General features: G+C 40.9%; 12 protein-coding genes. 8 read left to right on the forward strand and 4 right to left on the reverse strand.

Annotated elements, in window-relative coordinates; genetic code table 11:
* The 3 genes from AC3EBE_RS12540 to AC3EBE_RS12550 all read left to right on the forward strand — a co-directional run.
* A partial coding sequence (locus tag AC3EBE_RS12540) for a hypothetical protein (protein WP_488595376.1) occupies positions 1–1,281 on the forward strand: 1,281 nt, incomplete at its 5' end.
* Between the two features lie 132 nt (positions 1,282–1,413).
* Positions 1,414–2,526: a tetratricopeptide repeat-containing glycosyltransferase family 2 protein gene (locus AC3EBE_RS12545; protein WP_488595377.1), complete on the forward strand. Its 1,113-nt coding sequence runs from the start codon at positions 1,414–1,416 to the stop codon at positions 2,524–2,526.
* Positions 2,527–2,645: 119 nt separating this feature from the next.
* Positions 2,646–5,096, forward strand: a complete 2,451-nt coding sequence (locus AC3EBE_RS12550) for a methyltransferase domain-containing protein (RefSeq protein ID WP_488595378.1) — start codon at positions 2,646–2,648, stop codon at positions 5,094–5,096.
* Positions 5,097–5,156: 60 nt separating this feature from the next.
* On the opposite strand, the gene AC3EBE_RS12555 is transcribed toward AC3EBE_RS12550, so the two are convergent.
* Positions 5,157–6,716 carry a glycosyltransferase family 2 protein gene (locus AC3EBE_RS12555; RefSeq protein ID WP_488595387.1) on the reverse strand — a complete coding sequence of 520 codons (1,560 nt, stop codon included), beginning with the start codon at positions 6,714–6,716 and terminating at the stop codon, positions 5,157–5,159.
* Positions 6,717–6,903: 187 nt separating this feature from the next.
* Between AC3EBE_RS12555 and AC3EBE_RS12560 the strand changes: the two genes are divergently transcribed.
* The 3 genes from AC3EBE_RS12560 to AC3EBE_RS12570 all read left to right on the forward strand — a co-directional run bounded on the left by AC3EBE_RS12560 (position 6,904) and on the right by AC3EBE_RS12570 (position 9,345).
* On the forward strand, positions 6,904–7,347 hold the full coding sequence (locus AC3EBE_RS12560; RefSeq protein WP_488595379.1) for a YbaK family protein: 444 nt from the start codon (positions 6,904–6,906) through the stop codon (positions 7,345–7,347).
* A gap of 77 nt (positions 7,348–7,424) precedes the next feature.
* Entirely contained in the window at positions 7,425–8,141 is a 717-nt protein-coding gene (cwlD, locus tag AC3EBE_RS12565; RefSeq protein ID WP_488595380.1) for an N-acetylmuramoyl-L-alanine amidase CwlD, read from the forward strand.
* A gap of 151 nt (positions 8,142–8,292) precedes the next feature.
* Positions 8,293–9,345 carry an Mrp/NBP35 family ATP-binding protein gene (locus AC3EBE_RS12570; protein ID WP_488595381.1) on the forward strand — a complete coding sequence of 351 codons (1,053 nt, stop codon included), beginning with the start codon at positions 8,293–8,295 and terminating at the stop codon, positions 9,343–9,345.
* A 122-nt stretch (positions 9,346–9,467) separates the two neighbouring features.
* Here the strand turns inward: AC3EBE_RS12570 and gerD are convergent, their stop codons facing one another.
* A complete protein-coding gene (gene gerD / locus AC3EBE_RS12575; protein WP_488595382.1) occupies positions 9,468–10,109 on the reverse strand; it encodes a spore germination lipoprotein GerD in 642 nt (213 codons plus the stop codon).
* Between the two features lie 147 nt (positions 10,110–10,256).
* On the opposite strand from gerD, the gene AC3EBE_RS12580 reads away from it, so the two are divergent.
* Positions 10,257–10,928, forward strand: coding sequence for a KinB-signaling pathway activation protein (locus AC3EBE_RS12580; RefSeq protein ID WP_488595383.1), 672 nt, complete (start codon positions 10,257–10,259; stop codon positions 10,926–10,928).
* An 8-nt stretch (positions 10,929–10,936) separates the two neighbouring features.
* Here AC3EBE_RS12580 and pdaB read toward each other — a convergent pair whose 3' ends face one another.
* On the reverse strand, positions 10,937–11,689 hold the full coding sequence (gene pdaB, locus AC3EBE_RS12585; RefSeq protein WP_488595384.1) for a polysaccharide deacetylase family sporulation protein PdaB: 753 nt from the start codon (positions 11,687–11,689) through the stop codon (positions 10,937–10,939).
* 144 nt (positions 11,690–11,833) lie between these two features.
* Here pdaB and AC3EBE_RS12590 point away from each other — a divergent pair, with 144 nt between their 5' ends.
* Complete coding sequence (locus AC3EBE_RS12590; protein ID WP_488595385.1) at positions 11,834–12,061, forward strand: hypothetical protein; 228 nt, start codon at positions 11,834–11,836, stop codon at positions 12,059–12,061.
* 127 nt (positions 12,062–12,188) lie between these two features.
* On the opposite strand, the gene AC3EBE_RS12595 is transcribed toward AC3EBE_RS12590, so the two are convergent.
* On the reverse strand, positions 12,189–12,410 hold a 222-nt coding region (locus AC3EBE_RS12595; protein WP_488595386.1), incomplete at its 5' end, for a hypothetical protein.

The raw sequence follows: 12,410 nt of genomic DNA on the forward strand, positions 1-12,410 counted from the left end.
TCAGAGGTAGCAGCGATCGAGAGTGCGATCTTCAACCCATCGTTTGGATTAGAAGAGATCAAATCAGAAGTAGCAAATATCGAAAGTATCCTGACAAATCCAAGTTTCGGCCTGGAAGAAATCAAGTCAGAGGTAGCAGCAATCGAAAGTGCGATCTTCAACCCATCGTTTGGTCTAGAGGAAATCAAATCAGAAGTCGCAGCCATTGAGAGCGCGATCTTCAACCCATCGTTCGGTCTGGAAGAGATTAAATCAGAAGTGGCTAACATCGAAAGCATCCTGACAAATCCAAGCTTCGGCCTGGAGGAAATCAAGTCAGAAGTAGCAGCGATCGAGAGTGCCATCTTCAATCCATCGTTCGGTCTAGAAGAGATCAAGTCAGAAGTAGCGAATATTGAAAGCATCCTGGCCGGCCTGACATTCATCAACATCGAAAGCATCCTGACCAACCCAAGCTTCGGCCTGGAAGAAATCAAATCTGAGGTAGCCGCGATTGAGAGCGCGATCTTCAACCCATCGTTCGGTCTGGAAGAGATTAAATCAGAAGTAGCGAACATTGAAAGCATCCTGACAAATCCAAGCTTTGGCCTGGAGGAAATTAAATCAGAGGTAGCCAATATTGAGAGTATCCTAACAAATCCGAGCTTTGGCCTAGAAGAGATTAAATCAGAAATTGCAGCGATTGAGAGCATAATCTTCAGCCCATCTTTCGGTCTCGAGGAAATCAAATCAGAAGTAGCGAATATTGAAAGCATTCTAACTAATCCAAGCTTCGGTCTTGAAGAAATCAAATCAGAGGTAGCGGCAATTGAAAGTGCGATTTTCAACCCATCATTTGGATTGCAAGAAATTAAATCTGAAATACGCGAGATTATTAGCTTCTTTGGAGTCGGTTCAATCGATTTCACGACGGGTCCGTTTTTATCTACTTCAGCCAATAGGGTATTAATAAAAGTACTAAATAATACGACCACTGCTAGGACGGTGACCATAAGAGTATTTACCTTTGATGCGGCAGGTCAAAGAGTATGTATAGGAGCTCGAACAATAGAAGTACCTCCTTGCAGTGTTATTGATTTAAGTACTGGTCAGAACAATCCAGGTAATAACAGAAATGTTGAAGTTCAGTTCTTAAATCTTTTACCGGGTATGTATGGATTCGTAACTCAGAACTTACCTGAAACTACTTTTAGACACGCTGAACTTACACCGCTGTTTGGAAATTGTGCTACACCGACACTCTGCGGAACATTGCTGCAAGTTAGTCCAATAAATCCTTAAAATCTATAACGCCTAAAGCAGCTAATTTCTCCTAAAACAGGTAAGAGCCCATCCCCAGGATGGGCTCTTGCTTTACACGAAAGCTTTTGCTTTGCGTATATATATAAGGATGACCAAGGAGAGGTGGTTCTATTGATAAGCATTAGTCTTTGCATGATTGTGAAAAATGAGGAAAAGATGCTGGGGAAATGCCTGGATAGTGTGAAGGATCTAGTGGACGAGATTGTTATTGTCGATACTGGCTCTGATGATAAAACGAAGGAAATTGCCAGAAAATACACGGACTTGATATACGATTTTGAATGGGTGAAGGATTTTGCTGAGGCGAGGAACTTCGCTTTTTCAAAAGGGACGAAGGATTATTTGATGTGGCTTGATGCGGACGATGTGCTCCTTCCTGCAGATCGTCATAAATTCCGCGAATTAAAAAACACATTGGATCCTGAAACAGATGTCGTGATCATGAATTACAATCTTGGTGTTGATGCCGATGGTATTCCAAAGGTCCAGTTCAGGCGTGAACGATTAGTAAAGAAAACCCGGAATTATCCCTGGGTTGAACCGGTCCATGAATATGTGAAATTCGATTACGGCCATAAAATCCTCTATTCTGATATTGCCGTGACACATGGGCAGAGGGAAAATCGGATATCGGACCGAAATCTGAACATCCTGGAGAATGTCCTCGAAACAAAAGGCGAATTGAACTCAAGGCAGCTATATTATTATGGCCGCGAGCTTACTGCGAACAAAAGGTTTAAAGAAGCGGCTGCTGCGTTTAATGAATTCCTCGTAAAAGATGAAGAAAAATCTACGTCATTTTATCTGACTGCATTCCAAGACCTTCATCATTGCTATAGGGAATTGAATGACAATGAAAATGCCATTAAATCCCTCCTTCGAAGCTTTGAATATATCCCTCCGCGAGCTGAAATCATCTGCAAGATTGCTTACTTTTACAAGGAGCAAGGCAAGACTACAACAGCTATTTCCTGGTTCCAGGTAGCATTAAACCTGGAAAAGCCGAATGAAGACCTTGGCTATATCGCTGATGATATGTGGGGATTCATTCCCGCGACAGAGCTGGCGACTATGTATTTAACACAGGGAAATGTTAAAGAAGCTTTGTATTATTTGAAAAAAGCAGCTGCATTTAAACCATCACATCCAATCATTAAGAAGCTATTGCTTTATATAAAATATAAAGCAGGCCTTTTTAAAGAAGGAGATACACAGACCGGCTAATGTTAGGGGAGATATGCCCGAGAAAAGTTGGTATGCCTTTATTAGGAGAGTGCAAATGTTTTTGCAACCTTCTCAAAACCTGGGTTTGGCAGAGCAATCAGTGTAGGGGAGAGGCTAAGATGTTCCAGAAAAAAATATGGGATCAATTATGGGGAGAAAAGGAGTTTTCTGAATGGGATAGCAGTTCCCAGATTATTTATGAGACGCTCATTAAAGAGGCGGGTGATATAAGAGGAAAAAGAATATTGGAAGCAGGATCAGGGACTGGAAGAATTAGTTTAAGGCTGGCTTCGGAGGGGGCAGATGTAACTTTATTAGACTTTTCCGAGATTGCGATTGAACAATCCAGGACCAGGTTTGATAACCATGGTCTCAAGGCTGATTTTATAATAGGTGATATTATGAATATGGCCGAAATCCCTGATAATAGCTATGACATTGTATGGAATTCTGGTGTGCTAGAGCATTTTGACAAGAATCAGCTTTTCTCTTCTCTGACTGAAATGAAACGGATATTAAAGTCTGATGGCATGCTTATTACTATTAACCCTAATGCTAAATGTTTATTATATCGTCTTGGAAAATGGTACATGGAGAAAACAGATCAATGGAGCTATGGACAGGAGCTGCCGATTTATACGCTAAAGGACATAGGGGAGGAATTGGGTCTTTTTTTATTAGATGAGTATTCCATTGGTTTTAAAGAAAGCCTTGACTTCTTTTCTTTTTTACCAGAATCACACCTTGTAAAAGCAGCCTTTGAAAACTGGTTCACTCAATTGAGTATAAATGAACAGGCTGAAGTCGACGGATATTTATTGGTATCGGTCTTAAAGGCAGAACCAGTTAAGAAAGAAAAAGAGAAAAGTTATTATCTTGATATTCGCGAAGAAAAAAAGATAGAGACCATATTAATGCTGTCTTCTGTTCATTTCCATGAAGACTTGTGGCAAAGGCCGCAGCAATTAGCTGTAGAGATGGCTAAAAAAGGAAAGATTGTTGTATTTTTGAATGGGCTTCCTAAGGTTATGAGGGTAGGGTGGAATTTAAAGGATCATGGATTGCCAGCAAATTTATTTATCAAAAAATTATTACAGGGTAAAGAATGCCAGGGAGTAATGGTGGTTGATCGTATAGATACTTTAGTTGATCCTTTTGGCAATTCGTTATTAGTCAGGGATCAATATATTAGGGAATTTATTCGTTTTTATAGAAAAGAAGATACGACGGTTCTTACGTATTTTGCAGAGTCTGTAAAAGAACTGGAACATATAAAAAATGATGCGAAGATCTTTTATGATTGTGTTGATGAGAGAACAAGCGATCCAGAGACAAGACAGCTTTATTTGGATGAAAAAAGGTTGTTGGAGATTGTGGATGGAGTTATTGTCACTTCTAACACTTTATTTGTTCATAAGGCAAGAAGCGTTAAGTCTTGTTTTCTAATTCCCAATGCAGTGAATTATGAAGATTTTATTCAGCCGCGTGACAAACCAGTACAATTAGCAAATTTAGCGGGACCTATAATTGGGTATGTGGGAGCAGTGGCCAGCTGGTTTGATCAAGAATTAATTGTGAATGTAGCGAGACAGAACCCGGAAATGAGTTTTGTTATAGTCGGGAAGATTTATACTGATGTAACTATGCTTAAACAGGAGCCGAACATTTATTTAATTGGTCCTGTAGAATATACAATGGTGCCAGCATTTATGCAGCACTTTGATGCTGGTATTATCCCATTTAAAATCAATGAATTAATTATCAATACTAACCCAATCAAGTACTTTGAATATCTGGCTGCAGGCATACAGACAATTTCTACGCCGCTGCCTGAATTGGTTGGTAAGCCATATTGTAACTTAGCAGGAACAGCTGATGAGTTTACCATCATGATTGAAAAAGCATTAAGTAATAAAGATGTTATAAGGGATTTGGATTATTTAAACAATCATACATGGAGTACCAAGGCAGATGAAATAATAGCTGTACTCAGCGGGGAAATCGACGCTTCACAAACAAAAGGGCAAATACTCTCGGCAATTCTAAAACAGTATGAAGGCTTTAATGGGGCTTTCCCGCTGTTGGATATCCTGAAAGCAGAAATATATCATGAATTAGGAGAGATAGATAAAGCGAGAAAATTGTTCGAGAATCAAAACTTTAAAAACCTCTGCTTATCAACGCAGTTGAAGCTTTATCTTGAGTGGAATGATTATGAACGGATGGTTAAAGTTCTTTCAGCAGAATTACACGATAACCAGATCGGTGAATTAATGCAAGACAAAGGACCGAACTATATAAAAATGTATGCATACTGTAAAATAGGCGAAATGGAAAAAGCAGTAGAATTGGCACAAGAATTACTGGCAAAAGATGAAGCTATTAACGAAGACCTCGGTAATATCTATTATGAGTTCGGAAACGAAAAATTGGCAGCCATGCATTATTTCAAGGCTTTTAAAGATAGCCAAAAGCTGCGGACAAAAATAGGTGCAGAAAGGTTTTCTTCTATTGCTGAAAAAATGGGTCAATTGAACTTGGCAGCATATCTTAAAAACCAAATAAATTAAAGCATAAAAAACGAGGCACTGTTTATTTCAGTGTCTCGTTTCTCACTTTTTAAGAGAAAATCACTCATCCTCTTTCCATTCGACCAGATGAGGATTTTCATCCAGAATCGATAAGACTTGTTCCTTTGATCCGAATTTGAATTCTGGGTCTAAATCAATATACCTTTCAAATTTTGCTTTCCTCCTCGCGGGATTAGCCCAGCCCAAATGCTTCAGTCTAAGGGTAGATAAAGTATTTGGCTGTAAGTAGATATTACTTGGAAACCGGCCGCAGTGCTGGGCCATATTATTCCAAGTATAAGGGAAATCCTTCTGATACCTTAATAAAAAGGGCCGATACTTACTATGGGCACACCAAAAATCATCTTCACGGTAATGGTTCATATCCCAAAAATCATATAAGCGAAAACTGATTACATCAAAATCAGTTTGATTAATTAATGTTTTGACTTGTGATTTAAATTTCTTTTCGAATATTTCATCTGCATCTAAATTTAAGATCCAATCCGGATTCGTTTTAATTGTTTCTTCCCATTGCTGTTTCCTTAACTCTATTTCATTGGAGAATTTGGATGCAGAGTTCTTTATGATATGAACAGGAATTCCTTCAAGTACTTCTCGGCAGATATCCGCACTATTATCTGTACTGCCGTCATCGATTATGACGGCTTCATCTATATACTGCCTAACCTCCGTTAATACTTCTCGCAAATAATTTTCCGCCTCATTTCTCAATACCATCGATAAGGTTAATTTATTGTAGCTGCTCTTGAAGTATCTGATGTAGTGGGTTTTTGGTTTTGGTTTATCAATTGACGCAAGGAATCCTGGAATCCTGCTTAAATCCGAATCCCGATAAATATGAAACGCAGGATAATGGGTATCTACATAAAGGCCAAGCCCTAACGCGGCAGCCCTTACACAGAAATGCCTGTCCTCCCCCGCAAAGGATAGGTTTTTGATCCTGCTGAAATTCACGCCTTTTTCGAGGGCTTTTTTTGATATTAATGTACAGGCTCCCAGGCCGCCAACTTCGTAAACACCAGGAATTTTCAGGCTGCTGAGAAAGTTGGTTATTGTCCTGTGGATGTCATCCACTGAAGGAGCCTCCATATCCTTATAATAAAAATTGTACTCATCCTGCAGCCAAACTTGAGGGAGCTCCTGCCCTGTCCCACCAAAATCTGTCCAAAAAACCTCTGAAATGATATCCTTCTGGGTCTCAATCAAACGAATAATGGTTTTGGGGTGAAGCAGGATGTCAGAATCAATGAAGAATAAATAGTCATACTCAAAATCAAGGGCGTGCTGGATGATCTTATTTTTAAAATCGGCAACCTTCCAGACAAGGCTGCTGTTCCATATGTGAGTGCCTTTATGGTCGCTCATGAACTGTTCATTTGATTTTGCCGGCAGGATTGTTACTCCCTTTTGTGTCTCGGCGAATTGGTTTAGCAGATTGGATGATTCCTCATCGCTGTTGTCGTCAATGAAAAAATAATCAATGTCCAGTCCGTCGGAATCAATCTGGGGTAAATAGGTCAGAAATTCCTTTAGGATGGCAGGTTTCCTGTGGACTGGACTGCCGATTAATACTCGGTAATCAGACAATGTATGCACCTCCGAATAATTTTCCTTGGTTATTTTATTCATTCAGGAAGAATGCGAAGGTTGTCCTTTGTCCCATTTCCTGATTAGGGCATGTTATTCAGTAAAGCATTGTGAAAACTGGAAATGGAAACGTCAGAGTATGTTGCATTACACCACACGGAAGGTTGAACACTACTTCTTAAGGGGTGAGAATACTTTGAACGTCGTAACGACTTTTGTAGATAAACGAAAACAGAAGCAAGTGAAATATGAGCGCTCAATGCTCCGTGAACTATCGATCAACATCCTGCAGGACAGGGTGAAACAATATTTTGGCTCAACTAAACTTACTTCCAACCTTGTGATGAACTCCGGGATAGAGGAAGCTTGCTATGATGTGGCGATTGAGGCCTATCTGCTAGGAGCAAAATTTGGCCGCTTCGGTTATTTCGGAGAGCCGATCGAAGCAGTTAAGCCCCGTTGTGAAAAAGATGCAAGGCATTTAATTGATACCTTATACAACTTTTTCCTGTTCTGGGGGAAGGGCGAGGAAGGCACCGGATCAGAGGAGCTTTATTACTTGTGCGAGCAGTACGTTGACAGCTGGTGGAGAGAAGGGTTCATGAAGGGAGAAAAGAAATACAAACTTAGGCTGCATTAGCCTGGCCGCGGTTCTAAACCATTGACCTGTCCCATATAGTGTAGTAACAGGGACTAGCTGGGAAGGATGGTTTAGAAATGCTGAAAAGATTAAAAATAATCATGTTTGCAGCCGGCCTTGCTGTGCTGTTTCTCATATTGCAGTATGATTTTACAGAACATGATTCCTGGGAATCCTGGAACCTGCCGTTATCAGGGAGGATTATTTACCTGGATCCTGGCCATGGCGGAGTCGACCCGGGAGCTGGGGAAGAGGATGCCTTCGAGAAGGATATCGCCTTAAACGTCACCTTGAAATTAAGGGACTACCTTCAGCAGCAAGGCGCACTTGTCATCATGACTCGAGAAACAGATGTAGACCTCGCCGATACAGGCCTGAAGGGTTACAGCAAACGGAAGGTCCAGGACTTGAAAAGGCGGCTGGATTTAATCAACGAATCAGAGGCGGATTTTTTCGCTACCATCCACCTGAATGCTATTCCTTCTCCTAGGTGGAAAGGTGCCCAAACGTTCTACTCGACTAATTTTAAAGACAACAAACGGGCGGCTAAATTGATCCAGGATGAATTACGAAGGAACCTGGAAAATACCGACCGCAGTGCCAAGCCAGCCAATAGCATTTATTTGCTGAAACATACTAATAAACCTGGGGTGCTGGTTGAAATAGGCTTCCTTTCCAATCCTGAAGAAGAAGCAAATCTCAAGCAGGAGGCATATCAGGAAAAAGTAGCTGCCTCTATTTATGAAGGGATACTAAGGTACTTCACAAACGAGCAGAAATTCTGGAATAATTAAAAAGAAGGGTCGGTGATCCTTCTTTTTTGTTTGGGAATGGAGAGCGTTTTAAAATAATCTTTCAGAAATGTGTGATAGGTTTAACACTTAAGAATTATTCTCATGTGGTATACTGTAAGAGGATTGAAAAATTACAGAGGAGGGTGTCATTATGTTGACTGAAGCTAAGGTACGTGAATTGTTAAAAGACCTTAAGGAACCATTTTTACATAAAACACTCGAAGAGATAAATGCAATCGAAGAAATTAAAATCAAAGAAGAGAAGCGCCATGTAAGCGTTAAAATGGCGATTGCCAAGACAGGTACAGCTGAACAGCTGCAGCTGCAATCGCAAATCGTCAATCTTTTAAAAGAAGCAGGTGCAGAAACAGTCGGCTTAAGGTTCTCTGAGCTGCCTGCAGAAGTACTGTCCAAGTTCCAAACAGCGGCTCCAGAAGAAGAAGGGCTGCTTTCCCCTAATAGCAAAACGACTTTCATTGCGATTGCCTCAGGAAAAGGCGGAGTAGGGAAATCAACCGTTTCTGTCAATTTGGCTGTTTCACTTGCTCGCCTGGGCAAAAAAGTTGGACTGGTTGATGCAGACATCTACGGCTTCAGCGTTCCGGACATGATGGGTATTACAAAACGCCCTGTTGTAAGGGGAGAAAGAATCATTCCTGTAGAAAGGCATGGCGTCAAGGTCATTTCGATGGGCTTCTTTGTGGAAGACAATGCACCGATCATCTGGCGTGGACCGATGCTCGGGAAAATGCTGAACAGCTTCTTCAACGAGGTGGAGTGGGGCGAACTGGATTACCTATTGCTTGATTTGCCTCCTGGAACAGGAGATGTAGCGTTGGATGTCCACACGATGCTGCCTTCATGTAAAGAAATCATCGTTACGACGCCGCACCCTACAGCTGCATTTGTTGCCGCACGTGCCGGAGCGATGGCTTTAAGAACTGAACATGAAATTCTTGGTGTAATTGAAAACATGTCTTACTTCGAAAGCAAGCTGACAGAGGAGAAAGAATATGTCTTTGGCCAGGGCGGCGGAGAAAAATTAGCAGATGAGCTTAATACAAAACTGCTTGGCAAATTGCCATTGGGTCAGCCTACCTGGAATGAGGAAGACTTCGCACCATCGATTTACCAGGAAGATGATCAGATTGGCGCAATTTATACAAACATTGCCCAGGAAGTTGTCCACATGCTTGAAAAATAAACATAAGAGCCTCTCCCGGATTGGGAGAGGCTTTTGTACTTTAAAATAGAGTATATAATCTTCCTAAACTGTCCAGCTCCAGCGCTTGCCGGGGCTGACCAAGACGCTTCCGCTTTTCTTTATTATTGTCCGCCTGAACTTCCGCCGCCGCCGCTGCCACCGCCGGAGTCTCCGCCGCCGGAACCGCCGCCGCCTTCATCGCTGCCTTGTTTCTGAGTAGGGATTTCCTCAGCTGCTTTAATAATCAGGGCCTGCAGTTTGGCTTTGAAGAGAGGGCTCTCGAATGTTTCTGACATCACTTTTTGTAAATGCTCACGGTATTCCTTGCTTTTCAGGACTGTGGTCAGTTCCTTTTCCAATTCTGGATCCTTCATGACCTCAATCATCATGCCTTTGTATTCAGGGTCCTTCATTAAGTCCTTTAACAGCTTTTCATTTTCTTTTTTCATGCTTTTTGCAATGCTTTCCGCAAATTTAGGGTCTTCAAAGGATTTTTTCCAAAACTCCATCCCTTTTTCCGAGGTCAGCGTTTTTTCAATTGTATCAGTGACGACCGGCTGGTCCATAATTAACTTTTCCTTCATACCATCGTCGCCCATCACTTCCTGAATGGCTTTTTTGCCATCATCAGTTTTAAGGATGTCGACTACCATCTTCTTTGTTTCTTCGTAATCAACCTGTCCCCCGCCTGTCTCTGTTGGAGCACAGCCAGCAGCCAAAAGTAAAAAGGTTGCGGGGAGTACAAGCTTCATGATGTTCTTCATATTCATTTTCCCCTTTCACAAATAGACAGCCCTAATCTTAGAATGAGTTATATGACAAATTGTTATACGTTAAACCATGCCTGGATTTTTCATAATGGCATTGGTACAATCAGTATTGAAGTTAATTTTTATATGGGGGAAAAATAAGTGACTAGCCGTAATTGGGTAAAGTTGTTTCTTAACACGCTTGCTGTAGGAGCCATTACAACAGGTGTGGTTGGATTTATCGTCCGCTGGGGTGAATTCCAGCAGCTTTTAAGTGATTTCAGTATAATTGAATTCCTATCAATATTAGTATGGCTTATGGGAGTAGGTCTTATTTTTAGCATACTTAGCCAAATGGGCTTTTTTGCTTATCTGACAATCCACCGCTTTGGCCTTGGAATCTTTAAATCACATTCTTTGTGGAATGCTGTACAGCTTTTTCTGATTGCTTTTGTACTTTTCGATCTCGTGTATCTGCGATATGATGTGTTTGCTGAAAAAGGGGAAAGTGTAGCTCCATATATTGGATTAGCATTAATCGTTTTGGCAGCGGGTCTTCTTACAGCAGCCGCCAAATCCAGACAAACCAATAAAGAGGCCTTTATTCCAGCTTTATTTTTCATGATTGTCGTCACAGTGATCGAATGGGTGCCTGTCCTAAGAGTGAATGAGGAGAACTGGGTGTACCTCATGCTGTTTCCGTTACTGGCATGCAATGCTTATCAGCTCCTTGTATTGCATAAGTTAAATCAAAAATCACTAGAGGAACGCCAGGCGCTCCAGAAAACGGCCCGTACAAATAAAAAAGCACAAAAAAAACCGTCCAACGCTTAATTGGACGGTTATTTTATTTCAGACGACTTCGAATCCCCGTTAGCGATCATTTCAGATACTGTGATCATTTTCAGGTTCTTTGACCGGAGATCTTTTAATATAAGCGGCAAAGCCTCAGCTGTTTGCTTTGCAGAGTCAGAAGCATGCATCAGGATGATATCGCCCTTCTTAGCCTTAGAAGCATTTTCAACAATCACTGCCGTTCCAGGATTCGTCCAGTCTTTTGTGTCAAGGCTCCAATGTACTACTGTGTAGCCCAGCCTCTCAGCGATTTTTAAAGTCCGCTGATCGAAGTGGCCGGTAGGTGCCCTGAGCAATTCGATGTTTTTCACATTCAGCTTCTTGAAAGCTTCCTGTGCTTTCATGATGTCACGGCGGATTTTGTCATCTTCAAGCTCAGTATAATCCTTGTAATCATAACCGAGCATACCAATTTCGTAGCCATCTTTCACCATCCTGCTCACAAGGTCAGGATGCCTTTCAGCCCAGGAGCCTGAAAGAAAGAATGTGACGCCTTCTGCCTTTTCCTTCTTCAGGATATTAAGGATCGGTTCTGCCTTTTCATCACCCCAGCCAATATTGAATGTCAGGGCCAGATCCTTTTCACCCTTATAAATAGCCTTTGGCTCATTCTTCGCTGAAAAAGCAGGGAGCTGAACCATGTTCTCCATGTAAAGGAACCATGCTGTAAAAAAAGCAGCAATCATGATGATCAAAATCTGTTTAATTGATTTGGCGTTTAAAACATAAAAGAAATTCACTTTTCTCACCACCTCGTCCAATGCACTCCTTGTCTAATTTTTATTCATGACTTTAAAAGATATGATAATAAAAATCAGATTATAAAAATCATTAAATAGGACAAGACTACAATCACTATGAGAAATATGAACAGGAGTGTATATATGCTTGGGGTTCTGATCAATGAAAAAGAACGCAAAGAGCTCGAATACCTTATTAAACGGGAAATGGATGAAATCCTGTTTGACCTGAAGGATGACCGAATCGATCATGTGGTAAAAAGGTCGATGAGGGAGAGATACCAAATCCTGTTTTCACTTTTTAAAAGGGTGGCACCTCCAAAGGAGTGCTTAAAATATATGCCAGCTAAAAAAAGTGCATATAAAAGCTGAATACATATGAATTTATCTAGCCGAAAATTTTTTTGTAAAAATGGTTGACGCAATTATATTATCTTGTTATATTAATAAACGTCGCTGCTGACCTAATCGAAAACACGATGAACGGCAGTGAAAAAAACTAAAAAATGTGGTTGACATCAAGTTGGCTGCATGATATATTATGAAAGTCGCTTCTGAAGCGATTGAGTAATAAAATTGCTCTTTGAAAACTAAACAAACAAGCGTCAACAAACAATAAATGATCATGGCTTCTATAATAGAAGATCATGAGCCAACGTTTTAAATTATGAGCTAAACTCATACTCTTTTTTGGAGAGTTTGATCCTGGCTCAGGACGAAC

It is taken from the genome of Mesobacillus sp. (genome assembly GCF_057785455.1).

Coding starts and splice junctions, on each gene's coding strand:
- gerD (WP_488595382.1), bottom strand. CDS start 10,109: ATGAAGAACATCATGAAGCTTGTACTCCCCGCAACCTTTTTACTTTTG.
- cwlD (WP_488595380.1), top strand. CDS start 7,425: ATGCTGAAAAGATTAAAAATAATCATGTTTGCAGCCGGCCTTGCTGTG.
- AC3EBE_RS12570 (WP_488595381.1), top strand. CDS start 8,293: ATGTTGACTGAAGCTAAGGTACGTGAATTGTTAAAAGACCTTAAGGAA.
- AC3EBE_RS12550 (WP_488595378.1), top strand. CDS start 2,646: ATGTTCCAGAAAAAAATATGGGATCAATTATGGGGAGAAAAGGAGTTT.
- AC3EBE_RS12590 (WP_488595385.1), top strand. CDS start 11,834: ATGCTTGGGGTTCTGATCAATGAAAAAGAACGCAAAGAGCTCGAATAC.